Annotated in this window: 22 protein-coding genes; 13 read left to right on the plus strand and 9 right to left on the minus strand. The window is 64.9% G+C overall.

Translation table 11 applies throughout. From position 1 onward, the window contains the following. Positions 1 to 193 precede the first annotated feature (193 nt). The 3 genes from XI09_RS40540 to XI09_RS40550 all read right to left on the minus strand — a co-directional run bounded on the left by XI09_RS40540 (position 194) and on the right by XI09_RS40550 (position 2,684). Positions 194 to 637, minus strand: a complete 444-nt coding sequence (locus tag XI09_RS40540) for an SRPBCC family protein (RefSeq protein ID WP_271571916.1) — start codon at positions 635 to 637, stop codon at positions 194 to 196. A gap of 113 nt (positions 638 to 750) precedes the next feature. Beyond that, a complete protein-coding gene (locus XI09_RS40545; protein WP_271571917.1) occupies positions 751 to 1,755 on the minus strand; it encodes an NADP-dependent oxidoreductase in 1,005 nt (334 codons plus the stop codon). A gap of 74 nt (positions 1,756 to 1,829) precedes the next feature. Then, complete coding sequence (locus XI09_RS40550; RefSeq protein WP_271572161.1) at positions 1,830 to 2,684, minus strand: oxidoreductase; 855 nt, start codon at positions 2,682 to 2,684, stop codon at positions 1,830 to 1,832. Positions 2,685 to 2,858: 174 nt separating this feature from the next. Here XI09_RS40550 and XI09_RS40555 point away from each other — a divergent pair, with 174 nt between their 5' ends. Further along, positions 2,859 to 3,410 (plus strand): TetR/AcrR family transcriptional regulator, encoded by a 552-nt coding sequence (locus tag XI09_RS40555; protein WP_271571918.1) that lies wholly within the window; start codon positions 2,859 to 2,861, stop codon positions 3,408 to 3,410. A gap of 13 nt (positions 3,411 to 3,423) precedes the next feature. On the opposite strand, the gene XI09_RS40560 is transcribed toward XI09_RS40555, so the two are convergent. Further along, positions 3,424 to 4,113 carry a hypothetical protein gene (locus XI09_RS40560; protein WP_271571919.1) on the minus strand — a complete coding sequence of 230 codons (690 nt, stop codon included), beginning with the start codon at positions 4,111 to 4,113 and terminating at the stop codon, positions 3,424 to 3,426. Positions 4,114 to 4,401: 288 nt separating this feature from the next. Between XI09_RS40560 and XI09_RS40565 the strand changes: the two genes are divergently transcribed. After that, positions 4,402 to 5,373: a hypothetical protein gene (locus XI09_RS40565; RefSeq protein ID WP_271571920.1), complete on the plus strand. Its 972-nt coding sequence runs from the start codon at positions 4,402 to 4,404 to the stop codon at positions 5,371 to 5,373. Positions 5,374 to 5,457: 84 nt separating this feature from the next. On the opposite strand, the gene XI09_RS40570 is transcribed toward XI09_RS40565, so the two are convergent. Further along, positions 5,458 to 5,655 carry a hypothetical protein gene (locus XI09_RS40570; protein ID WP_271571921.1) on the minus strand — a complete coding sequence of 66 codons (198 nt, stop codon included), beginning with the start codon at positions 5,653 to 5,655 and terminating at the stop codon, positions 5,458 to 5,460. 364 nt (positions 5,656 to 6,019) lie between these two features. Between XI09_RS40570 and XI09_RS40575 the strand changes: the two genes are divergently transcribed. From XI09_RS40575 to XI09_RS40585, 3 genes are all read left to right on the plus strand, one after another. Further along, positions 6,020 to 6,229, plus strand: a complete 210-nt coding sequence (locus XI09_RS40575) for a cold-shock protein (protein WP_011085938.1) — start codon at positions 6,020 to 6,022, stop codon at positions 6,227 to 6,229. Positions 6,230 to 6,328: 99 nt separating this feature from the next. Beyond that, on the plus strand, positions 6,329 to 6,571 hold the full coding sequence (locus tag XI09_RS40580) for a transcriptional regulator (RefSeq protein ID WP_271571922.1): 243 nt from the start codon (positions 6,329 to 6,331) through the stop codon (positions 6,569 to 6,571). A 54-nt stretch (positions 6,572 to 6,625) separates the two neighbouring features. Next, positions 6,626 to 6,850, plus strand: a complete 225-nt coding sequence (locus tag XI09_RS40585) for a hypothetical protein (RefSeq protein WP_092188893.1) — start codon at positions 6,626 to 6,628, stop codon at positions 6,848 to 6,850. Between the two features lie 58 nt (positions 6,851 to 6,908). On the opposite strand, the gene XI09_RS40590 is transcribed toward XI09_RS40585, so the two are convergent. The 4 genes from XI09_RS40590 to XI09_RS40605 all read right to left on the minus strand — a co-directional run bounded on the left by XI09_RS40590 (position 6,909) and on the right by XI09_RS40605 (position 11,299). Further along, positions 6,909 to 7,100, minus strand: a complete 192-nt coding sequence (locus tag XI09_RS40590; RefSeq protein WP_271571923.1) for a hypothetical protein — start codon at positions 7,098 to 7,100, stop codon at positions 6,909 to 6,911. A gap of 365 nt (positions 7,101 to 7,465) precedes the next feature. Next, the gene (gene frc, locus XI09_RS40595) at positions 7,466 to 8,743 is read right to left on the minus strand and encodes a formyl-CoA transferase (RefSeq protein ID WP_271571924.1); all 1,278 of its coding nucleotides are present in this window, start codon (positions 8,741 to 8,743) and stop codon (positions 7,466 to 7,468) included. A 66-nt stretch (positions 8,744 to 8,809) separates the two neighbouring features. Then, positions 8,810 to 10,543 carry an oxalyl-CoA decarboxylase gene (gene oxc / locus XI09_RS40600; protein ID WP_271571925.1) on the minus strand — a complete coding sequence of 578 codons (1,734 nt, stop codon included), beginning with the start codon at positions 10,541 to 10,543 and terminating at the stop codon, positions 8,810 to 8,812. Between the two features lie 60 nt (positions 10,544 to 10,603). Then, the gene (locus tag XI09_RS40605) at positions 10,604 to 11,299 is read right to left on the minus strand and encodes a GntR family transcriptional regulator (RefSeq protein WP_166819518.1); all 696 of its coding nucleotides are present in this window, start codon (positions 11,297 to 11,299) and stop codon (positions 10,604 to 10,606) included. Between the two features lie 349 nt (positions 11,300 to 11,648). Here XI09_RS40605 and XI09_RS40610 point away from each other — a divergent pair, with 349 nt between their 5' ends. The 8 genes from XI09_RS40610 to gcl all read left to right on the plus strand — a co-directional run bounded on the left by XI09_RS40610 (position 11,649) and on the right by gcl (position 22,526). Further along, on the plus strand, positions 11,649 to 13,778 hold the full coding sequence (locus XI09_RS40610; RefSeq protein ID WP_271571926.1) for an acetate--CoA ligase family protein: 2,130 nt from the start codon (positions 11,649 to 11,651) through the stop codon (positions 13,776 to 13,778). Positions 13,779 to 13,945: 167 nt separating this feature from the next. Continuing rightward, a complete protein-coding gene (locus tag XI09_RS40615) occupies positions 13,946 to 14,788 on the plus strand; it encodes an IclR family transcriptional regulator (protein WP_271572162.1) in 843 nt (280 codons plus the stop codon). A 109-nt stretch (positions 14,789 to 14,897) separates the two neighbouring features. Continuing rightward, positions 14,898 to 15,866, plus strand: coding sequence for a Bug family tripartite tricarboxylate transporter substrate binding protein (locus XI09_RS40620; protein WP_271571927.1), 969 nt, complete (start codon positions 14,898 to 14,900; stop codon positions 15,864 to 15,866). Continuing rightward, entirely contained in the window at positions 15,863 to 16,348 is a 486-nt protein-coding gene (locus XI09_RS40625) for a tripartite tricarboxylate transporter TctB family protein (RefSeq protein WP_271571928.1), read from the plus strand. The genes XI09_RS40620 and XI09_RS40625 overlap by 4 nt, the downstream gene beginning before the upstream one ends. Then, positions 16,348 to 17,847 (plus strand): tripartite tricarboxylate transporter permease, encoded by a 1,500-nt coding sequence (locus tag XI09_RS40630; RefSeq protein ID WP_271571929.1) that lies wholly within the window; start codon positions 16,348 to 16,350, stop codon positions 17,845 to 17,847. The genes XI09_RS40625 and XI09_RS40630 overlap by 1 nt, the downstream gene beginning before the upstream one ends. A 54-nt stretch (positions 17,848 to 17,901) precedes the next feature. Further along, complete coding sequence (locus tag XI09_RS40635) at positions 17,902 to 18,702, plus strand: NYN domain-containing protein (protein WP_271571930.1); 801 nt, start codon at positions 17,902 to 17,904, stop codon at positions 18,700 to 18,702. An 85-nt stretch (positions 18,703 to 18,787) separates the two neighbouring features. After that, positions 18,788 to 20,590, plus strand: coding sequence for an adenine deaminase C-terminal domain-containing protein (locus XI09_RS40640; protein ID WP_271571931.1), 1,803 nt, complete (start codon positions 18,788 to 18,790; stop codon positions 20,588 to 20,590). Positions 20,591 to 20,741: 151 nt separating this feature from the next. Beyond that, positions 20,742 to 22,526 carry a glyoxylate carboligase gene (gene gcl / locus XI09_RS40645; protein ID WP_271571932.1) on the plus strand — a complete coding sequence of 595 codons (1,785 nt, stop codon included), beginning with the start codon at positions 20,742 to 20,744 and terminating at the stop codon, positions 22,524 to 22,526. The last annotated feature ends 10 nt before the right edge of the window (positions 22,527 to 22,536 follow it).

Here is a 22,536-nt window from a genome sequence, read left to right on the forward strand (position 1 = left end):
GGGCCGTCACCCGGGCTGGGCCATTCCTCACGGAACGGCACCATCATAAGCGCTCGCGCTAATACAAGGGTGGGCAAAGGCGCGCTCTTCGCGCGCCGTGCCCACCATCTTTGCGCGGTTGTGAGGGCGTTGGTCGGCACGCTGCGCTTTGCCCACCCTCCGATACTTTGCCCCTTCGCTAGCGCCTTCGTCGCTACTGGTTGATCTCCGGCTCGACCAGCCGCGCCAGATTGCGCAGCGATTCCTGCCAGCCGAGATAGCAGGCCTCGACGGGGATGACGTCGGGCAGGCCGGACTGCGTGATCTCGACCTCGGTGCCGACCGAGACCTTCTTCAGGCTCACGGTCACCTCGATCAGGCCCGGCAGGTTGGGGTCGTCGAACTTGTCGGTGTAGCGGAGGCGCTCGCCGGGAACGAGCTCGACGAACTCGCCGCCGAACGAATGGCCGTTGCCCGTCGTGAAATTCCGGAACGACATCTTGAACGTGCCCCCGACCTTGGGCTCGAAATGATGCACCGTGCAGGTGAAGCCGTTGGGCGGAAGCCATTTCGCCAGCGCGTCGGCCTCGAGGAAGGCGCGATAGACCTTCTCCGGGCTGGTGGCGAGAACGCGGTGCAGGCGGACAGTGCTGGGCATGTTCATTCATCCTCTTGCATTGACGGACCCGACATTAGCGTCTACGGCCCATTCATGTCCCGAGGACGACCGAGACGTTGCCGACCCGACACGACGTCCCGGATTTTCTTGCCTCACCTCATTTGTACGACCACCTTCCCCTTGGCCCGACCCTGTTCGAGATAAGCGAGCGCCTCCTTGGCCCGATCGAACGGGAATACCTTGTCGATGACCGGCCGGATGCGCTCTGCCTCGAGGAGCTTGCCGATCTCCGCGAGCTGGCTGCCGTCCGGACGCACGAAGAGGAACGAATAGGCCGCACCGCGCGTCCTGGCGCCGCGGATGATCTTGCGGCTCAGCAATCCGAACAGGAACTTCATGACAAAGTTCATGCCGCGGGCGCGCGCGAACGCGGCGTCCGGTGGGCCGACGAGCGAGACGATCGTGCTTCCGGGTTTCAGGATTCGCAGCGATTTTTCGATGGCATCGCCTCTGACCGTGCCCAGCACGGCATCGTAGTCCTTCAGCACGTCCTCAAATTGCTGCTTCTTGTAATCGACCACTTCGTCGGCGCCGAGGCTGCGCACCAGGTCGACATTGCCCGTGCTCGTGGTCGTGCCGACCTTCGCGCCGAGATATTTTGCGAATTGGATCGCGAAAGTGCCGATGCCGCCCGATCCTGCCGGGATGAATGCCTTCTGGCCGGGTCTGAGCTGCGCACGCTCCTTGAGCGCTTGCCAGGACGTCAGTCCGACCATCGGGATCGAGGCCGCCTGCACGTAGTCCAGATTGGCGGGCTTGAGCGCAGCAGCGCGCTCGGGCACGCGCGCGAACTCGGCGAGCGCACCGACGCCGCCGAGGTCGAAGATGCTGGCGAAGACGGCGTCGCCCGGTTTGAAGCGGGTCACTTGGCTTCCCACCTCCACCACGACGCCCGCGAGATCGCTGCCTAGCGTGGCCGGCAGCTCGAGCTTGAGGATGGGCTTGAACGTTCCTTTCGGAATCATGGTGTCGATCGGATTGAGGCCAGCCGCGTGGACCTCAACCAGGATTTCGTCGGGCCTGGGCATCGGCCGCGGCGTGTCGGCGAATGTGACCTGATCCGGCCGGCCGTATTTTTTCAGGATGAGTGCTTTCATGTGTCCCTGCGGTTGAGGTGCTCGGGGGCCTGGCCGTGATGACGGCAGTCCGCGCTTGCGGCGGCCGCCGCTTGTCAGAATGCCCGCGCGCGGCTGGCAGATGCCACCGTACCGGCATCAAGCCGCAGGTCCTTTCGAATTCCGGCATCCACCAGGCCGGCAGGGGCGAACCGGCGGAGCAATCGCAGGCGGCCCGCAAGGCGGCCGGCCGTGTACCGGATCTTCGGGCGCGCCGCATCGGCGGCTGCGAGGACGGTATCGGCGACGACGCCGGGCGGCTCGGCCGTCGCCATCACTTCGTTCACCCGCTTGCTGACGCCGTCACGGACGGCCCGATATTCATCGAGCTTGGCGTCGGGTTCGATGAAATTCGCATCGAACGGCGTCTTGGTGTAGGCAGGCTCGATGACCGAAACGCGGATGCCCCACATGCGCAGCTCGTGATCGAGCGATTCCGAATAGCCTTCCACGGCGTGTTTCGTGGCGGCATAGAGCGCGCCATACGGCATCGGCAGGAAGCCGAGCACGGAGCCGATGTTGATGATGCGGCCGCGTCCCTGGCGGCGCATGTGGGGCACGACGGCGCGCGTCATTCGGACGAGCCCGAAGAAATTCGTTTCGAAGATCGACCGGGCCTGATCGAGCGAGCTCTCCTCCGCTCCGGCAGGGGCGACACCGAAGCCCGCATTATTCACGAGCAGATCGATGCGGCCGGAGCGCCGGATCACCTCGTTGACGGCGGCGTCCACGGATTCGTCGCTGGTCACGTCCAGGGACAGCATCTCGAACGATCGTTTGCCGGCCTCGGCCCCGCGACGGCTGGTGCCGTAAACCTTGTAGCCGGCTTTCGCGAGCCGCTCTGCGGTTGCCTCGCCGATGCCTGACGAGGCGCCGGTCACGAGGGTGATCTTCCCATGGGGCTCAGCCATCTCTTCTCCTGATGATGCCGGGCGGCGGAGGGCGATCACATCGCGCACGCGGGCCGGCATCGGTTCGTTCCGGTTCGGTCTCTTTTTGATTACGATCGTAATCATTGCATAAGATGACGATCGTAATTATAATTGTCAAGGCTCCCCGGTCTTCCACGGCCAAAGGTCTGCGACATGCGCATCTCGAAGGAAAAAGCGGCCGAGAACCGCGATCGCATTCTCAAGGCCGCATCCCGCCTGATGCGGGAACGCGGCATCTCCGGGGTCGGCGTGGACGCGCTGACTGAAGCCGCCGGCATGACTCACGGCAGCCTCTACAGCCAGTTCGGTTCCAAGGAACGGCTCATTGAGGAGGCGATCGCCGCAGCGATCGTTGCGAAAGGGCGGGAGCTGCGTGACGAGGCCACGCTCGACGGCTATGTTTCGGAATACCTCTCGGCAGAACATCGCGACGAGCCGGGAAGCGGCTGTCCCTTTGCAGCGTTGTGTTGCGAGATGCGGCACCAGAGTAAGGGCGCGCGCGAGCGTTTCACGGCCGGGGTGAAGGGCATGGTCGGATGGCTGAGCAGCCGGATGGATAAAGGGACGAAGCTGAAGCGGCGCGATGACCAGGCACTCGCGACCTTATCCTCCCTGGTCGGGGCGCTCGTGCTCGCCCGGGCCGTGAACGATCCCAAGCTGTCGGACGATATTCTTCGCGCGGCCAGGAACGGGTTGGGCGGCTGACGGGGGCGTTCGCCTATGTCGCGGCGACATCCTGCGGTGTCATCGTGAACGCCAGTCGGTAGCGGCCGATTGCCGGATTGTCCTGGGCGCCCGCGGCGTGAAGCACTGAAGGTGAGAGCTGGTTGGCGACAACGCCTTCGACCGCATCGGGATCGTAACCGGACAGCAGCGCGATCCAGTCGGCGGCGCCGTCCTTGCCGCGGATCTGCTGTTCGGTCGTGGGCGAGCTCGTCCTGGGCGTGTCGGTCAGGAGGAGGTGGGCCCCTGTCAGTCCCGGCCTATGCGCCAATGCGCCGAGCGTCTCCGAGAGGTGCGCCTGCAACTCCGCCTCCCGTCCGACGGCTGGCGACAGCCTGATGGTCGCGAGCGAGGTCGCAACGCCGCCGCCGAAGCTCGCGACGATCCGGCACTGGCTGCGGACCATGCCGAGGTGATGCGGCATCATCCTGGTCGACCACGGTGTCGGCGCGTTGAGGCGGTCGAGATATCCGCGCGATGAGAGGACTTCGTACTGCTCCAGTTCGTAGAGCACGAAGAAGCCTTCCGCATCCGTCGTGCTGGTCCAGCGCGAGCCGCGCCGGAAGCCGGCAATGCTCATCCGCTCCGGGAAGTGTTCGTGCGAATGCCAGTCGCCGAATTCCGTGCGCTGCTCGGGGCGGACGTTCCACCACATCGCGACGGCTGCCTTTCCCAACAGTGACATCCTGACCTCGATCCTTTTCAACTCGTTGCTTGCATGCGCGCCGCGGAGAACCAAAGGACGCCTGCGATCGTGCTCAACACGTCCGGCGTCGCTCTCCACATGGCGTTCGCGCCTGGACCTTGCGCCATCTGCGTCTCTTGCTTGCAGTCACGTTCGATGCGCTCCGTTCACACTTCGAAACGATCGAGCCGAACTTTAGCTCTACTCGGAGAGTAGCCACCTGCCGACCGCGTACGGCGCCGGCGGCGATCTCGATGTGCATCCATCGTAACCGAGGAGACTTGCGACATGAAGCAGACAACGCTGCGTTACCGGGCCTTGCGCCGGGTCCGCGGCCTGCCGGCGGAGATGGCATCGAGACTGCTTGGAATGCCGGCCATCAGCCGGAAATTGGACAAGGCTTACGAAAAGGCACGCGCATCGCACAGGCCGTACCTCCCCAAACTCTCGCCGCTTGACACGGAAATCGTCGCCGGGCTGGAAAGGAACGGCGTCTATATCACCTCGCTCGAAGCGCTGGATCTGCCTGGCACGGACGCGCTTTTGACATCGGCGACCGGAATTGCGGACGCCTATTCCCGCCGCGCCGGAAGGGGCGAGTTCGGTGGCGAACATACGGTGCAGGTCGGCGCCGAAGACATGATGCGCCATCCGCATATCGTCCGCTGGCCTCTCCACGATCGCATCCTCGACATCGTCGAGACCTATCTCGGCCTGCCTGCTGCATGTGACACGCTGAACTTCTTCTATACCGTCGCCGACGGCAGGCAGGTGGCGGCACGCAGATGGCATCGCGATCTCGAGGACCGGCGGATGGTCAAGATGATCGTCTACCTGCACGATGTCGACATCGATACCGGCCCGCTCGAAATCCTGCACCGTCGCTTTCCGGGAAGCGACACGCTCGACGGTGCCAACTTTCCTGTCCTGACGCAGGAAATGCTGGAGGAAAGGCTCGGCGCGACGCTGCAAAGCGGCGACGTGACGACCTGCATCGGCAAGGCCGGCACGGTGATCTTCACGGATGTCGCCAGCCACTACCATCGTGGGCGCCCGGCGATCGCGCGTGACCGCTGCGCGCTGTTCTACAACTTCTTCTCGCGCACGCCGCTGCGGCCGTTCTTCTGCGAGCGGCACGTGTTCTCACGGCAGCAGCTTTCCGAACTTGCTGCCGGCCAGCCCGCTCGGGCGCGCGACTGCATGCTGTGGCACTCCAACGTGCCTCTGCTCGCCAGGATCGTACCCCCGGCGCGGCTCTAGAGATCAGCGGTCAATCCGATGGGCGCGGAGCGCGCCCCGTGAAACACGCCGTTCTCTCCCACCACTAAGCCCGATCGTGTTGTGTTACGTCGGCGCCCTCAGGCCCGGAGAGCTGAGCCACGCTTCGATCTGGATGGTGGTCTCGTCCTGCCGCACCCTTCGCAGCAGCATCTCGCGGCGCCGGCCGGGAGGGAGTGAGCGGGCCTCGTCGCGCAGACGGCTGATCTCATTGACGAGCCGCTGTTTGAGAGTTTGACTCTGTTTGAAGCGACGCCGTTCCATGGCAATGCTCCCCTTGTTCGGATAGGGCGGGAGCGCAACTGGCGTTCTCATCACCGATGAAAGCCACGGGCCGGGCGGTGATGAGGAACCATACCACAAACCCATGGCGTGTATGTCTACTAAGACACGTTGTTCGCCCGGAAGTGTCGCGAGCCTCAAACGTTCCGCCGGAGCCGGCGCGCAATTAAATCCGGCCCGAGCCTTGTAACTGACCGTGATGGGGTATAGCTTGTGGCCATTCGTTCAGCCGCTGTGCCTTGTTGAATGCGCCCGCGGGCTCCTTTTTCCAGAGACATCGACGAATTGAATCGATTCTGCGTGAGCGTCACGCGGGTTACGCGCATGCGCGCTTTGGAGAAGAAGAATGCCGACAGGAACAGTGAAGTGGTTTAACGGCCAGAAGGGCTTTGGATTCATTCAGCCCGACGACGGCGGCAATGACGTGTTCGTTCACGTCAGCGCGGTCGAACGGGCCGGTCTTTCGGGTCTCGCCGAGGGCCAAAAGGTCAACTTCGAGGCCAAGACCGACAAGATGCGGGGCAAGGTCAGCGCTGAGAATCTCTCGCTGGCTTAAGCTCTCCAGTGCCGTTTCACGGATGTACTGAAACGGCCATGCGACCCGCTCGATCCCTGGATTGAGCGGGTTTTGTCCGTTTGCCAAGCAGGGTGGAAGATGAGCGCCAGGAAGTCGGCAGAACCTTCGCCCGCAGGTATCGCGCGTTCCAACCGCCAACGCCTGGCGGCTGAAGAAGGCGCGCGGGCGATGGCAGATGCCGAACGGCAGTCTGCCGAACTCCGCAAGAACATGGCGCGGCTACGCGAGTTGCGGGAGGCCAAGGAAGCGGCCGACGCAGATATTCGCGCGTCGTTGCCGCCGCCCGTGCCGAAGAAGCGCGCGCGGAAATCGCCGCGATAGTCGGGTTCGATAGCGCCGACGATCATTCCAGGAGGGCCGGTCACATGCCAAAGAGTGCGGGTCGTGCCTAGGATCAAGCCGGACAACGGTGGGACTATCACCTTTTTTCTCGCGCTTGGCGCGGGTCGACAGATGTGCCGGCTTGCCACCACGTTTCAGACGCAGAAGCAGGCCTTCAGCTATCTCCAGAAGTACCGGACGGAGTTCGAGCGTATCGCGCGGATACGGCTGGCTTCCGGCGAACTCGAAGACGGGATCGTCGTGCTCTCGATGCTATAGGCCGATGCTATAGGCCAGGCGCGGGCGCCGATCGTGAGGCGCCCCTTCATGCCGCCCTCTAGTCGGAGCGACCACTCGGCTTGGCCGGCTTGGCCTCGCGGGCCAACCGCTCCGCTTTCAACCGCTCACGGTTCTCGTTGAAGGAGTGCTGGTCCTTCGCATAGTCGTTCATCGGCTTGTGCGTGTTGGCAGGCTTGAACGCCTTGTCGGCTTCACGCTTGGCGCGATCAGAGGATTGTTGTCTCAACATATCGACCTCGTTTGATCAACGGGCGTGGTCCTGGCAAGTGCCGGACGCGACGCCTCCCGCTCGCAAGCTGAGATGGATCGACTTGTCACCCTCGGGACGAGGAGGCGGACAATTCTGCAGCGTTGGGCAGGTATTCTGCGAGGCGCTCGGTCACTCGCTGTGGAGGCGGCTCGCTCGCATTTCCGAGAGCGCGCCGGCGAAAGAGAATAACGGCCGGCGCCAGCCTTGGTTCCTCGGGGCTAGTTCTTAATTCGGCGTCGGCTGGTTCATCGCGGCAAGCGTGCCGATTGCGGGATGCAGTCCCTCTCGCCGCCAACAAAAAGGCCGCCGAAACCGGCGGCCTTTCGTGTCTCTGATCGAACCGCTTACTCCGCGGCCTGCTTCTGCGGCGGGTCGAGCGCGCCGGAGTTGTGGATATCGGCGACCTGGTGATCCGAGAAGCCGAGCACGGAGCGCAGAATCTCGTCGGTGTGCTCGCCGAGCAGCGGGGAGCGCTCGACGTCGCTCGGGGAGTCCGACAGCTTGATCGGGTTGCCGACCGAGATGTACTTGCCGCGGGTGGGGTGATCGACCTCGACCACGGTGCCGGTCGCGCGCAGCGACTGGTCCTCGATGATCTCCTTCATCGACAGGATCGGGCCGCAGGGGATGTCGTCCTTGTTGAGGATCTCCATCGCCTCGAACTTCGTCTTCGTCATCGTCCACTGCTCGATGCGCGCGAAGATCTCGTTGAGGCGCGACAGCCGGGCCGGCGGCTTGGCGTAGTCGGGATGGGTCTTCCACCCGGGTTCGCCGATCACGTCGCAGATCTTCTCCCAGACCGGGGCCTGGGTGATGAAATAGAGGTAGGCGTTGGGATCGGTCTCCCAGCCCTTGCACTTCAGGATGCGGCCGGGCTGGCCGCCGCCGGAATCGTTGCCGGCGCGCGGCACGGCATCGCCGAACGGAATGCCTTCGCCGAACTGGCTGTATTCCTTGAGCGGACCGTGGGCGAGGCGCTGCTGGTCGCGCAGCTTGACGCGGGCGAGGTTGAGCACGCCGTCCTGCATCGCGGCAGTGACGCGCTGGCCCTTGCCCGAATGCGTGCGCTGGTAGAGCGCGGTGACGATGCCGAGCGCCAGATGCAGGCCGGTGCCGCTGTCGCCGATCTGCGCGCCGGTGACGAGCGGCAGGCCGTCGCGGAAGCCGGTGGTCGAGGCGGCGCCGCCGGTGCACTGCGCGACGTTCTCATAGACCTTGCAGTCCTCGTACGGCCCGGGACCAAAGCCCTTGATCGAGGCGACGATCATCTTCGGGTTGATCGCCTGGATCTTCTCCCAGGGGAAGCCCATGCGGTCGAGCACGCCGGGGCCGAAGTTTTCGACCAGCACGTCGCACTTCTTGATCAGCTCGGTGAGGACTTCCTTGCCCTTGGGGTTCTTGGTGTCGAGCGTGATCGAGCGCTTGTTGTGGTTCAGCATGGTGAAATACAGGCTGTCCACGTTCGGGATGTCCTGCAACTGGCCGCGGGTGATGTCACCCACGCCCGGGCGTTCAACCTTGATCACGTCGGCGCCGAACCAGGCGAGCAACTGCGTGCAGGTCGGTCCGGACTGGACGTGGGTGAAGTCGAGAATGCGAACGCCCGTGAGCGCTTTGGTCATCGTATTGCTCCGTCTACTCTGTCTGCCCCTGCACCCGCAGGGAATAAAGGGTTGAAGGGGGAGGACTTACTTTTTCTTCTGAAGGACGCTCTGCGGATTGAGGTTGCCGATGCGGCCGCTCTCCGAGCCCGCGGCCGGATCGATCACCGCGTTGATGAGCGTCGGCTTGCGTGAAGCCATCGCCTCGTTGACGGCGCGCTTGAGCTCGTCGGGCGAGGTGGCATTCACGCCGACGCCGCCGAAGGCTTCCATCATCTTGTCGTAGCGCGCGCCCTTCACGAACACGGTCGTCGCGGGATCCGCGTTGACGCTGTTGACGTCGGTGCCGCGATAGATGCCGTCATTGTTGAAGATGACGACGCAGATCGGGAGGTTGTAGCGGCAGATGGTCTCGACCTCCATGCCGGAGAAGCCAAAGGCCGAGTCGCCTTCCACCGCGAGCACGGGATGGCCGGTCTCGAGCGCGGCCGCGATCGCCTGGCCCATGCCGATGCCCATCACGCCCCAGGTGCCGACGTCGAGACGCTTGCGCGGCTTGTACATGTCGATGACGCCGCGGGCGAGGTCGAGCGTGTTGGCGCCTTCGTTGACGAGGATCGCCTCGGGATGGTCCTTGATCACGTTCTTCAGCACGCCGAGCGCGCCGTGATAGTCCATCGGCGACTTGTTGTTCATGAGCTTCGGCGCCATCTTGGCGACGTTCTCTTCGCGCTTGGACGAAATCGCCTTGGTCCAGTCGGCCGGCGGAGCGGTCCAGCCCGCACCCATCGCCTGGTTGAACGCCGAGACGACCGAGCCGATGTCGCCGACGACGGGCGCGACGATCTCGACGTTGGAGTCCATTTCCCTCGGCTCGATGTCGACCTGGATGAATTTCTTGGGCGCTTCGCCCCAGCTCTTGCCCTTGCCGTGCGAGAGCAGCCAGTTCAGCCGCGCGCCGATCAGCATGACGACGTCGGAGTCCTTCAGCACCGTCGAGCGGGCCGCGCCGGCGCATTGCGGATGCGTGTCGGGCAGGAGGCCCTTGGCCATGCTCATCGGCAGGAACGGCACGCCGCTCTTCTCGACGAAGCTCTTGATCTCCTCATCGGCCTGCGCGTAGGCCGCGCCCTTGCCGAGGATGATGAGCGGCCGCTTTGCGCTCTTGAGCACGTCGAGTGCGCGCTTCACCGACGCAGGCGAGGGGATCTGCGCGGGTGCCGCGTCGATCACCTTGACCAGCGACTTCTGGCCGGCCTCGGCGTTCATCACCTGGCCGAACAGCTTGGCCGGCAGGTCGAGATAGACGCCGCCCGGACGGCCCGAGACGGCGGCGCGGATGGCGCGGGCGAAACCGATGCCGATGTCCTGGGCGTGCAGCACGCGATAGGCCGCCTTGCACAGCGGCTTGGCGATCGCGAGCTGGTCCATTTCCTCGTAGTCGCCCTGCTGGAGGTCGACGATCTCGCGCTCCGAGGAGCCCGAGACCAGGATCATCGGGTAGCAGTTGGTGGTGGCGTGCGCGAGCGCGGTGAGACCGTTGAGGAAGCCGGGCGCGGAGACGGTGAGGCAGACGCCGGGCTTCTTGGTGAGGTAACCGGCAATGCCTGCGGCATAGCCGGCGTTCTGCTCGTGGCGGAAGGAGATCACGCGAATGCCGGCGGCCTGCGCCATGCGGCCCAAGTCCGTGATCGGGATGCCCGGCACATTATAGATGGTGTTGATGCCGTTCAGCTTGAGCGCGTCGATGACGAGATGGAAGCCATCCGTCAATTCCTGCTCGGTGCCCGGTGCTTCGGACTTGGTCGCGGTGTTCAGCATGGGCCTTGTCTCCCTGGTCTCAATACTGGGGCGAATGTTTCGCCCTTCTGGTGAACGTTGCTAGGTAAAGAGTTCCTGACCGTGCGCTTCGACGTAAGCGGCAAGGCCAAGGGTGTGGTCGCGAGCGCGCTTCTCGGCGAGCTCGGTGTCGCGCGCTTCCAGTGCTTCGATCATGCCGAGATGCTCGGGCAGCGAGGTCGCGGTGCGGTCCTTGCGTCCGATGGTCAGTTGCCGGTAGCCGCGCACGTGCAGCAGGAGGTCGTTGGTGAGATCGACCAGCACGGGGGATTCCGACAGCGAGATCAGCGCCTGGTGGAAGGCGATGTTGGCGCGCGAATATTCCTCGACGTGATCTTCGGGCAGGCGGTCCTTGCCGAAGTCCTTGAAGTAGTCGCGCAGCGCCGTGATGTCCTTCTTGCGCGCGGTGGTGGTGATGAGGCGGGCCGCCATGCTCTCCAGTGCCGCCCAGGCGCGGATCATGTCGACGATCTCGCTCTTGGTCCGGCGCACCACCATGATGCCCCGGCGCGGAACGGTTTTCACGAAACCGTCCTGCTCGAGCATCGCGATCGCTTCGCGGATCGGCGTGCGACTGACACCCAGGCGCTCGGACAGTGCGCGCTCGTCGAGCATCACCGGCTCGGGCGTCGAGTAGATGTCCATCTTGAGGATGGCTTCCTTCAAGGCGTCATACGCCTTGTTCTTGAAGCTGCTCTCCGGGGCAATACGAACGATTGCGATATCTGCCTCGGCCATGTTCGGCAACGCCTTGGTTGGTTTCCGTAGGGACACGACGAATCTCCTCCAGTGGGAGTCGTCTTTTACAGGATTATTAACGGGAAAGTTTTTGGCATACCACATGCCAGAATGTCAAGCTGCCTATTTTTTGCGGCATTCTAGGCGGTGCCGCAGCTTGACAAATTGGCTTCTGGCATACCAAATGCCATCGCCAGCCATTTTTGATCCAAGCCGGCGGAGTAATCTCAGGGCTTTATGCCACTCCGTTCCGCCGGATGGAACAGAGCGCGGCGAATGGCAAGCATCACGGGCAGCCGCAACACGCGCGCGCTTTGCAAAGAACGAACTAGGTCAAGGGAGAAGCCACATGTCCAATTCCAAAGATGCCGTCCGCAAGGTGCTCGACCAGGTCAAGGCGGACAACCGCACCAGCCTGACGGCGCCGGAAGGCAAGCTGGTCTGCGACGCCTACGGCATTCCGGTGCCGAAGGAGGGCGTGGCGAAGTCGGCGGGCGAGGCCGGCAAGATGGCGTCCTCGATGGGCTTCCCGGTGGTGATGAAGATCGTCTCGCCGGACATTCTCCACAAGACCGAAGCCGGCGGCGTCATCGTCGGCCTCAAGACGGCCGAGGATGCCGAGAAGGCCTATGAGACCATTCTCGGCAACGCCAGGAAGTACAAGGCCGACGCCAAGATCGAGGGCGTCCAGGTGCAGCAGATGCTGGCCGGCGGCACCGAGGTCATCGTCGGCTCGATCACCGACGGCTCGTTCGGCAAGCTGGTCGCCTTCGGCCTCGGCGGCGTGCTGGTCGAAGTGCTGAAGGACATCACCTTCCGCCTCGCGCCCGCGACCAGGGAAGACGCGCTGTCGATGCTCGACGGCATCCAGGCCCATGAGATCCTGAAGGGCGTGCGCGGCGGCGAGCCGGTCAACCGCACGGCGCTGGCCGACGTCATCGTCAAGGTCTCGCAGCTCGTCACCGATTTCCCCGAAATCGTCGAGCTCGACCTCAATCCGGTGTTCGCGACAGCGAAGAGCGCGATCGCGGCCGACGTCCGCATCGTCGTCGACTTCGCCTACAAGCCCAAGCCGAAGCCGCGCCCGACCGAGGAGATCGTCGCGGCGATGAGCCGCATCATGCAGCCGAAGGCGGTCGCCGTGGTCGGCGCCTCCGCCGAGGACGGGAAGATCGGCAACTCCGTGATGAAGAACCTCATCAACGGCGGCTACAAGGGCGACATCTATCCGATCCATCCCAAGGCCGCCGAGATCCTCGGCTACAAGGCCTACAAGAGCGTCAAGGACGTGCCGGGTGTGATCGACACCGCAGTGTTCGCGATTCCCGCGAAGTTCGTGGCAGCTGCCCTCACCGAATGCGGCGAGAAGAAGATCCCGGGCGCGGTGCTGATCCCGTCGGGCTTTGCGGAGGCCGGCGCGCCGGAGCTCCAGGCCGAGATCGTCGAGGTCGGCAAGAAGTACGACATCCGCCTGATGGGGCCGAACATCTACGGCTTCTACTATACGCCCGCCAACCTCTGCGCGACGTTCTGCACCGCCTATGACGTCAAGGGCCACGCGGCGCTGTCGTCGCAGTCGGGCGGCATCGGCATGGCCATCATCGGCTTCTCGCGCTCGGCCAAGATGGGCGTCTCGGCGATCGTCGGCCTCGGCAACAAGTCCGACATCGACGAGGACGATCTGCTCGCCTTCTTCGAGCAGGATCCCAACACCAATCTGATCGCGCAGCACTGCGAGGACCTCAAGGACGGCCGCGCCTTCGCGGAAGCCGCCAAGCGCGTCTCCAAGAAGAAGCCGGTCGTCGTGCTCAAGGCCGGCCGCACCTCGGCCGGCGCCAAGGCGGCGTCCTCGCACACCGGCGCGCTCGCCGGCAACGACAAGATCTACGAGGACGTCCTGGCGCAGTCCGGCGTGATCCGCGCCCGCAGCTTGCGGCAGCTGCTCGAATTCGCCCGCGGCGTGCCGGTGCTGCCGACGCCGAAGGGCGAGAACGTGCTGATCATCACCGGTGCGGGCGGCTCGGGCGTGCTGCTGTCGGACTCCTGCGTCGACAACGGCCTGTCGCTGATGTCGATGCCGCCGGATCTGGACGCGGCCTTCCGCAAGTTCATCCCGCCGTTTGGCGCTGCCGGAAATCCTGTGGATATCACCGGTGGCGAGCCGCCGATCACCTACGTCAACACGGTGAAGCTCGGCCTGTCGGACGAGCGCATCCATTCGCTGATCCTCGGCTACTGGCACACCATCGTCACGCCGCCGATGGTGTTCGCCCGCAACATGGTCGAGGTGAAGAAGGAGATGGAGGCCAAGGGCTTCGTGAAGCCGATCGTGGCCTCGCTCGCCGGCGACGTCGAGGTCGAGGAAGCCGCCGAATATCTCTACCAGAACGGCATCCCGGCCTACGCCTATTCGACCGAGCTTCCGGTCGAGGTGTTGGGTGCCAAGTACAAGTGGGCGCGCGGGGCAGGGCTGCTCTGAGCGTTATCTCTCACGTCATCCCGGGGCGATGCGACGGGACCGCGCAAGCGCGGCCCGAAGCATCGAACCCGGGATCTCGAGATTCCGGGTCTGGTACGCCAGGCCCGCGCTGCGCGCAGTCCCGGCGCACCATCCCGGAATGACGGATGCACAAGCGGCAGGTCGCGATGAGCAAGAACGTGATCCGGCGCAAATCGCTCGAGCCTCGACCTCCTTCGGAGGCCGACCATGACGCACGCGACGGCGGCGTGCAGTCCGTCGACCGCGCGCTGTCGATCCTCGAAACGCTGGCCGAAGACGACGAAGGCTATCGCCTCAGCGACCTCGCCGTGCGCACCGGCCTGTCGGCCTCTACCGTGCACCGCCTGCTGGCAACGCTCGAAAGCCGCCGCTTCGTTCAGTTCGACCGCGCCGAATCCAAATGGCATGTCGGCGTGCGCAGCTTCACGGTGGGCGCCAGCTTTGCCCGGCGGCGCAATTTCTCCACACAGGCCATTCCCTATTTGCGCAAGCTGCGCGATCTCACCCGCGAGACCGCCAATCTCGCCGTCGTCGACGACGAGTTCATCATCGTGCTGACCCGCATGGAGAGCCGCGAGATCATGCGCTCGCTGACCCAGGTCGGCGGCCGCGTCGCCATGGTGACATCGGGCGTCGGCAAGGCGGTGCTCGCGACCTATTCGGACGAGGACGTCGGTGCCGTCATCCGCCATCACGGCATGCCCCGCCTGACCGAGAAATCGATCGTGCGGCCGAGCGACCTGTTCAAGGAGCTCGAAAAGATCCGTAAACAGGGCTTTGCGATCGATGACGAAGAGGCCTGCATGGGCCTGCGCTGTATTGCCGCAGTCGTCTACAACGACTGCGCCGAGCCGCTGGCGGCGATCTCCGTCTCCGGCATGACCAGCCGTCTGACCGACGACAGGTTGCCGGAAATCGGGCAAATTGTGCGCGATGTCGCCGGTGAGCTGACGGTCGCGCTCGGCGGGGTGATGCCGAATTCCCGCTGAATACGGGTGCCGTCGCTGGACAGCATCGGCCGTTTTGGCTGATATGCGACCAAACGACACAATGCGGCAGCTGATCAGCAACGTCCGCACGAGCCTGGAGAATGCCCTCATGTTTCGATATCCCGCGCGCCTTGTCGGCGCAGCCGTCGCGCTGACCCTTGCGGCAGCCACGCCTGCCTTCGCCCAGCAGCTCGAGCTCAAGCTGATGGCGCCGGCGGCACCGGGCGGGGGCTGGGACCAGACCGCACGCTCGATGCAGCAGGCGCTGGTCGCCGCGGGCGTCGCGCGCAGCGTGCAGGTCACCAACGTCCCCGGCGCCGGCGGCAGCGTCGGCATCGCGCAGTTCGTCAACGGCGCCAAGGGCGACGGCAACCAGCTGATGGTCAACGGCTTCGTCATGGTCGGCGCGCTCGCCATGAACAAGTCGCCGGTGACGCTCGAGCAGGTGACGCCGATCGCGCGCCTCACCGAGGAAATCCAGGTGATCGTGGTGCCGGCGAACTCGCCGATCAAGACGGCGCAGGATCTGGCCGCCGCGGTGAAGGCCGATATCGCCAAGGTGACCTTCGCCGGCGGCTCGGCCGGCGGCGTCGACCATGTGATGGCGGCATTGTTCGCCGGCGCCGTCGGCGCCGATGCGAAGAAGATCAACTACATCCCGTTCTCCGGCGGCGGCGAGTCTCTGGCGGCGATCCTCGGCGGCAAGGTCACCGCGGGCATTTCGGGGATGAGCGAATATGAAGGGCAGATCAAGTCCGGCAAGCTGCGCGCGATCGGCGTGACCTCGGAGAAGCGCATCGCAGGCAGCGACATCCCGACCTTCAGGGAGCAGGGCATCGACCTCGTGATCGCCAATTGGCGTTCGGTGGTCGCGCCTCCCGGCATTACCCCGGAGCAGCGCAAGACGCTGAGCGATGCGATCGAGAAGATGGTGAAGTCCGACGCCTGGAAGGAGATCCTCAAGCAGAAGGGCTGGGAGGACGCCTATCTCGGCGGCGATGCCTTCGCCGACTTCCTGAAGAAGGAAACGGTCCGCGTCACCGACGTGCTGAAATCGGTCGGCCTGGTCAAGTCATGACCTCAGGCGATCCGGCCCAGCCGCCGCGGCGCGTCGATCGCGCCGGCATCGTCATCGCTGCATTGCTCGCAGTGCTCGCTGCGGTGCTGGTCTGGGATGCGCGCGGCCTGCAATCCACCGCGATGTACGGGATGGGGCCGGAGGCGATGCCGGTTGTGATCGCCACCGGCCTCGCGCTGCTCGCGATCGGCAATCTCATCGACGCGCTGCGCGGCAATCTGCCGGCGCGTGAGAGCGCCGATCCCGTGCCTGTGGTCTTATTCCTCGTCGGCCTTGCGCTCCTGATCGCCATCATCGGCTTCGGCGGCGGCTTCATCCTGGCGACGTCGGCGCTGTTCGTCACGACGTCGGCGGCATTCGGACGCCGAGCCGTCCTTGTCGATTCCGTCATCGCTCTCGTGATGTCGACCCTCATTTATCTCGCGTTCGACCGGCTGTTGACGCTGAGCCTTCCTGCCGGCCCCCTGGAGCGACTGCTGTGATGGACACCTTCGCCGCGCTGGCGCATGGCATGGCGGTCGCCGTCCAGCCGATGAACCTGCTCTATGCTTTGATCGGCGTGTTCCTCGGCACGGCCGTGGGCGTGCTGCCCGGCATCGGCCCTGCGCTGACGGTCGCGCTGCTGCTGCCTGTCACCTACAAGCTCGATCCCGGCGGCTCGCTGATCATGTTTGCCGGCATCTATTATGGCGGCATGTATGGCGGGTCGACCACCGCGATCCTGATCAACACGCCCGGCGAGAGCGCGTCGATGGCGACCGCGCTCGAAGGCAACAAGATGGCCAAGGCCGGCCGCGGCGGGCCGGCGCTCGCGACCTCCGCGATCGGCTCCTTCGTCGCCGGAACCATCGCCACGATCGGGCTCGCCTTTCTCGCACCGTGGCTGGTCGATTTCGCCGTGCGCTTCGGCCCCGAGGATTATTTCGCGCTGATGTGCGTCGCCTTCATCACGGTGTCGGCGACCTTCGGCGATTCCCCGATCCGCGGCCTGACCAGCCTGTTCATCGGCCTGACGCTGGGCCTCGTCGGCATCGACAAGCTGACCGGTCAGGCGCGGCTTGCGTTCGGCGTCCCCGAGCTGCTCGACGGTGTCGAGGTGACGACGCTTGCGGTCGGTCTGTTCGCACTCGGTGAAGCGCTCTATGTCGCATCGCGCCGCCACCACACCGAGGAGAAGCTCGAGCCGGTGCGCGGCTCGCTGTGGATGACAAAGGAAGACTGGAAGCGGTCGTGGAAGCCGTGGCTGCGCGGCACCATGTTCGGCTTCCCGATCGGCGCGCTGCCCGCGGGCGGCGCGGAGATCCCGACCTTCCTGTCCTATTCGACCGAGAAACGGCTGACAAAGTACCCGGAAGAATTCGGCAAGGGTGCGATCGAAGGCGTCGCGGGACCGGAGGCCGCCAACAATGCTTCGGCCGCCGGAACGCTGGTACCGCTCTTGACGCTGGGATTGCCGACCTCGGCGACGGCCGCGATGATGCTGGCGGGCTTCCAGCAATACGGCCTCAACCCGGGGCCGCTGCTGTTCGCCGAGCGGCCTGACCTCGTGTGGGGCCTGATCGCGAGTCTCTTCATCGCCAATTGCATGCTGCTGGTGCTAAATTTGCCGCTGGTCGGCCTGTGGGTGCGGCTGCTCGCGATCCCGCAGCCCTGGCTCTATGCCGGCATCCTCGTCTTCGCGACCATGGGCACCATCGCCGCAAAGCCGTCGGTGGTTGAATTGTCGATGCTGGCCGGCTTCGGCGTGCTCGGCTTCCTGATGCGCCGGTTTGATTTTCCGATCGCGCCTGTCGTCGTCGGCCTGATCCTCGGCCCGATCGCCGAGAGCCAGTTGCGCAGGGCGCTCGCGATCAGCCTCGGCGATCCCATGACGCTGCTCCAGAGCCCGATCTCGGCCACGCTGCTCGGCATCGCGCTGGTTGCGCTGCTGGCCCCATTCGTGCTGAAGGGGATGGGGCGCTTCAAGGCGAACGAGGACTAGCCGTCCCGGCGCGCGCGTCCTTGAATGCTGCGTCCATCCCGTTGAGGAAACGCCATGCCGTCGGAACTTCGCTCGCCCCGTCTCGCCGTCCTGATCGATGCCGATAATGCCTCCGCAAAGATCGCGGATGGCCTGTTCGAGGAGATTGCCAAGATCGGCGAGGCCAGCGTTCGCCGCATCTATGGCGATTTCTCCAATGCGCGATCGAGGGGCTGGGCCGACATCCTGTCGAAGCACGCCATCATCCCGCAGCAGCAATTCGCCTATACGACGGGAAAGAACGCGTCCGACATAACCCTGGTCATCGACGCCATGGACCTGCTTCACAGCGGCCGGTTCGACGGTTTCTGCCTGGTGTCTTCAGACAGCGACTTTACCCGTCTGGCCGCCCGCATCCGGGAGCAGGGCGTCGATGTGTTCGGGTTCGGCGAGCAGAAGACGCCGGAAAGCTTCAGGCAGGCCTGCCGGAGGTTCGTCTACACCGAGAACCTGCTTGCCGCCCCGGCGACCACCCAGGACGCCGCCTCAAGATCGACATCGCTTCAGCCGCCTGATGCCGCGACCCCCATCATCAAGAAGGTCATCACCCAGATGGAGAGCGAGGACGGCTGGGTCGCGCTCGGGGAAGTCGGGCGGCAGCTCGCCAATCTGGCATCCGATTTCGATCCGAGAACGTTCGGGTTCCGCAAGCTGAGCGATCTCGTGCGAAAGACGAACTCGTTCGAGATCGACGAGTCAAAGGGCCGGTCGATGCGGATTCGGGTCAAGCCCGCTGCCGCAGCACCGCCGAGAAGGCGGAACCCGCGCAGACCTGCAAGGGCGGGGGCGGCAAGCGGCTCGGCGCCTAAGGCGTAAGCAGGGCCTGCCGTTATATTTGCGCTTGCCCGCTATGGCGCGGGGCGTAACCATCGCTGGGCCGTAACGCCACGCGAGGGTCCCGATGACCAGACTTACCCGCTTTACCGTCTCGCCCCTGCACGCGATGACCCGGCGTCTGGCCGATGTCGCCTCCGCGCGCGTCGCCCCGGATCTCGTCGTCACGGGGGCCCGGGTGCTGTCGACCTATTCGGAGCGCATCCACGCGAACCGCGAGGTCTGGATTACGGGCGGCCGTGTCGCCGCGGTCAAGCCGGTCGGAACAGCCAAGAAGGCGTGGAGCGGCGTCGCGACCTACGACGCGGCCGGCGGCATCATCGCGCCTGGGCTGGTCGATCCGCATATCCACATCGAATCCTCGATGGTGACAGCCTGCGCCTATGCCGAGGCCGCACTCCTCAACGGCACCACCACGATCTTCTGCGACAGCCACGAGATCGGCAACGTCATGGATGTCGCCGGCGTCGAGGCGATGCTGGAGGACGCGCGCGAGGCGCCGCTCTCGATCTTCCTGACGGTGCCGTCGACCGTCCCGGCCACGTCGGCGGAGCTTGAGACCGCGGGCGGCGACCTCACGCCCGACAAGATCGCCGGCCTGTTCGACCGTTGGCCCGAGGCGGTGGCGCTCGGCGAGAAGATGGACTTTGTACCAGTGACGATGGGCGACGAGCGCAGCCACGCGATCCTAGCCGCCGCCTTGAAGCGCGGGCGCCCGGTGTCCGGCCACGTCTACGGCCGCGAATTCGTCGCGGCCTATGCGGCGTCCGGCGTCACCGACACCCATGAGGCCATCGACCGCGACATCGCCGACGATCTGCTCGACGCCGGCGTCTGGGTGTTCCTGCGCGGCGGCCCGCCGACGACGCCCTGGCACTCGCTGCCGCAGGCGATCCGGACGATCACCGAGCTCGGCGCCTCGCATAAGCGCACCGCCGTGTGCACCGACGATCGCGACGCCGACGATCTCCTGTTGTTCGGCCTCGACTGGGTGGTGCGCGAAGCGGTGAAGGCCGGGATGTCGCCGGAGCAGGCCTGGTCAATGGGCTCGCTGCACGGCGCGACGCGCTTCGGCATGGAGGGCGATATCGGCGGGCTCGGCGGCGGCCGCCGCGCCGATCTCGTGCTGATGGACGATCAGCTCAAGCCGCAATGCACCTGGTATGGCGGCGAGCTCGTGGTGGAGGATCGCAAGATCACGCCGCGTCTCGATCAGGCGCTGTCGCAGCGCTACCAATATCCGAAGGCGGCCTATGCGACCGTGAAGCTGCCCGAGAAGATGAAGCTGACGCCGGAGCTGCCGGCCAAGGCCTGCACCGTCAACGCCATCAAGACCGCGCTGCCCGGCATCACGCTGATCCATGAGAAGGTCGGAATCGAACCGGCCAAGGACTGGCCGTCGCTGTTCGCGCGCTACGGCCTGTGCTTCGTCACGGTGGTCGAGCGCCACGGCAAATCGGCCGGCAATGTCGCCTATGGCCTGCTGAAGGATTTTGGCCTGAAGCGCGGCGCGGTCGCCTCCAGCGTCGGGCACGACAGCCACAACATCATCGTTGCCGGAACCAACGAGGGCGATATGCAGGTCGCGATCGCGGCGATCAAGGAGCACCAGGGCGCCGTCTGCGTCGTCGCCGACGGCAAGGTGAGGGCGCTGGTGCCGTTGCCGATCGCGGGACTCCTGTCCGACAAGCGCGTCACGGAGGTGGCCGAAGAGGTCAAGGTGCTGAAGAAGGAATGGGCGGAAGCCGGCTGCACCATCCCCTACATGGGCTTCAATCTGATTCCGCTATCGGTCATTCCGGAAATTCGCATCACCGACAAGGGCCTCGTGCTGGTGCCGCAGATGGAGCTGGCGCCGCTGTTCGAGTGATCGCTTTCACCGATATCTCGATCTAACTGCTTGAGACGCCCACGATTTTTCCACGGCTGCCGCATCGTGGAAAATAAAACCGATCTCGTTGAGATCGGCTTCTGAGCACCCGATGATCTCGCTCGCTGACGCAACCTAGGCGAGGTCCGATATGGCGAAGATGCGAGCTATCGATGCGGCCGTGCGAATTCTGGAGAAGGAAGGCATCTCGACCGCCTTCGGTGTTCCCGGGGCGGCGATCAATCCGCTTTATTCGGCGCTGAAGAAGCGCGGCTCGATCCGTCATATCCTGGCGCGGCATGTCGAGGGCGCCTCGCACATGGCCGAGGGCTATACGCGGGCGAAGGCCGGCAATATCGGGGTCTGCATCGGCACGTCGGGGCCGGCCGGCACCGACATGATCACCGGGCTCTATTCGGCGATCGCCGATTCCATTCCGATCCTCTGCATCACCGGGCAGGCGCCGCGCGCGCGGCTCTACAAGGAGGACTTTCAGGCCGTCGACATCGAGTCGATTGCAAAGCCCGTGACCAAATGGGCGGTGACCGTGCGCGAGCCGGCGCTGGTGCCGCGGGTGTTCAGCCAGGCGTTTCACGTGATGCGCTCAGGGCGGCCGGGGCCGGTTCTGATCGACATGCCGCTCGACGTGCAACTCGCCGAGATCGAGTTCGACGACGAGACCTATGAGCCGCTGCCGGTCTACAAGCCGGCCGCGACGCGCAAGCAGGTCGAGAAGGCGCTGGAGATGCTCAATGCGGCCGAGCGGCCGCTGATCGTGGCGGGTGGCGGCGTCATCAACGCCGACGCCTCCGATCTGCTCGTCGAATTCGCCGAGATTGCCAATGTGCCCGTCGTGCCGACACTGATGGGCTGGGGTGCGATCCCCGATGATCACGTGCTGATGGCCGGCATGGTCGGCCTTCAGACCAGCCACCGCTACGGCAACGCCACGATGCTCGAATCCGATTTCGTGCTCGGCATCGGAAACCGCTGGGCCAACCGGCACACCGGCTCGGTCGAGACCTATACCAAGGGCCGCACCTTCGTGCATGTCGACATCGAGCCGACGCAGATCGGGCGCGTGTTCAATCCCGATCTCGGCATCGTCTCGGACGCCAAGGCCGCGCTCGAGCTCTTCGTCACTGTTGCCAGGGAGTGGCGCCGGTCGGGTAGGCTCCGCGAGCGCCAGGCGTGGCCTGCGGCCTGCCGCGATCGCAAGCGCTCGATGCTGCGCAAGAGCCATTTCGACAACGTCCCGATCAAGCCGCAGCGCGTCTATGAGGAGATGAACAAGGCCTTTGGCCGTGACACCACCTATGTCACCGTGATCGGCCTGTCGCAGATCGCGGGCGCGCAGTTCCTCGGCGTCTACAAGCCGCGCAACTGGATCAATGCGGGGCAGGCCGGGCCGCTGGGCTGGACACTGCCCGCGGCGCTCGGCGTGCGCGCGGCGTGCCCTGATCGCGACATCGTCGCGCTGTCGGGCGACTACGACTTCCAGTTCCTGATCGAGGAGCTCGCGGTCGGCGCGCAGTTCAACCTGCCCTACATCCACGTCGTCGTGAACAATTCCTATCTCGGCCTGATCCGTCAGGCCCAGCGCGGCTTCGACATGGATTACCACGTCCAACTCTCCTTCGAGAACATCAACGCGCCCGAGCTCGGCGGCTACGGTGTCGACCATGTTGCTGTCGCCGAAGGCCTCGGTTGCAAGGCGATCCGCGTCACCGATCCCAAGGACTCGCAGGCCGCGTTCGCGACGGCGCGCGAGCTGATGGCGAAGCACCGCGTGCCCGTGGTGGTCGAGTTCATCCTCGAACGCGTCACCAACATCGCGATGGGCACGGAGATCGACAACATCGTCGAGTTCGAGGAGGTTCTGGATCTGCCGCTCGACGAGGTCGGAAGCACGCGCGTGTTGCAGCCGGCGGAATAGGGGGACAGCA

Source organism: Bradyrhizobium sp. CCBAU 11386 (assembly GCF_028128955.1).
Lineage (GTDB): Bacteria > Pseudomonadota > Alphaproteobacteria > Rhizobiales > Xanthobacteraceae > Bradyrhizobium.

Excerpts from the sequence above, each read along its gene's own strand:
- XI09_RS40635 (WP_271571930.1), top strand. The coding sequence starts at position 17,902 with ATGCCGTCGGAACTTCGCTCGCCCCGTCTCGCCGTCCTGATCGATGCC.
- XI09_RS40545 (WP_271571917.1), bottom strand. The coding sequence starts at position 1,755 with ATGAAAGCACTCATCCTGAAAAAATACGGCCGGCCGGATCAGGTCACA.
- XI09_RS40555 (WP_271571918.1), top strand. The coding sequence starts at position 2,859 with ATGCGCATCTCGAAGGAAAAAGCGGCCGAGAACCGCGATCGCATTCTC.
- XI09_RS40615 (WP_271572162.1), top strand. The coding sequence starts at position 13,946 with ATGAGCAAGAACGTGATCCGGCGCAAATCGCTCGAGCCTCGACCTCCT.
- XI09_RS40640 (WP_271571931.1), top strand. The coding sequence starts at position 18,788 with ATGACCAGACTTACCCGCTTTACCGTCTCGCCCCTGCACGCGATGACC.
- XI09_RS40540 (WP_271571916.1), bottom strand. The coding sequence starts at position 637 with ATGCCCAGCACTGTCCGCCTGCACCGCGTTCTCGCCACCAGCCCGGAG.
- XI09_RS40570 (WP_271571921.1), bottom strand. The coding sequence starts at position 5,655 with ATGGAACGGCGTCGCTTCAAACAGAGTCAAACTCTCAAACAGCGGCTC.
- XI09_RS40580 (WP_271571922.1), top strand. The coding sequence starts at position 6,329 with ATGAGCGCCAGGAAGTCGGCAGAACCTTCGCCCGCAGGTATCGCGCGT.
- XI09_RS40610 (WP_271571926.1), top strand. The coding sequence starts at position 11,649 with ATGTCCAATTCCAAAGATGCCGTCCGCAAGGTGCTCGACCAGGTCAAG.
- XI09_RS40630 (WP_271571929.1), top strand. The coding sequence starts at position 16,348 with ATGGACACCTTCGCCGCGCTGGCGCATGGCATGGCGGTCGCCGTCCAG.
- XI09_RS40550 (WP_271572161.1), bottom strand. The coding sequence starts at position 2,684 with ATGGCTGAGCCCCATGGGAAGATCACCCTCGTGACCGGCGCCTCGTCA.
- XI09_RS40565 (WP_271571920.1), top strand. The coding sequence starts at position 4,402 with ATGAAGCAGACAACGCTGCGTTACCGGGCCTTGCGCCGGGTCCGCGGC.
- XI09_RS40560 (WP_271571919.1), bottom strand. The coding sequence starts at position 4,113 with ATGTCACTGTTGGGAAAGGCAGCCGTCGCGATGTGGTGGAACGTCCGC.
- gcl (WP_271571932.1), top strand. The coding sequence starts at position 20,742 with ATGGCGAAGATGCGAGCTATCGATGCGGCCGTGCGAATTCTGGAGAAG.
- XI09_RS40605 (WP_166819518.1), bottom strand. The coding sequence starts at position 11,299 with ATGGCCGAGGCAGATATCGCAATCGTTCGTATTGCCCCGGAGAGCAGC.
- XI09_RS40575 (WP_011085938.1), top strand. The coding sequence starts at position 6,020 with ATGCCGACAGGAACAGTGAAGTGGTTTAACGGCCAGAAGGGCTTTGGA.
- XI09_RS40620 (WP_271571927.1), top strand. The coding sequence starts at position 14,898 with ATGTTTCGATATCCCGCGCGCCTTGTCGGCGCAGCCGTCGCGCTGACC.
- XI09_RS40590 (WP_271571923.1), bottom strand. The coding sequence starts at position 7,100 with ATGTTGAGACAACAATCCTCTGATCGCGCCAAGCGTGAAGCCGACAAG.
- oxc (WP_271571925.1), bottom strand. The coding sequence starts at position 10,543 with ATGCTGAACACCGCGACCAAGTCCGAAGCACCGGGCACCGAGCAGGAA.
- XI09_RS40625 (WP_271571928.1), top strand. The coding sequence starts at position 15,863 with ATGACCTCAGGCGATCCGGCCCAGCCGCCGCGGCGCGTCGATCGCGCC.
- frc (WP_271571924.1), bottom strand. The coding sequence starts at position 8,743 with ATGACCAAAGCGCTCACGGGCGTTCGCATTCTCGACTTCACCCACGTC.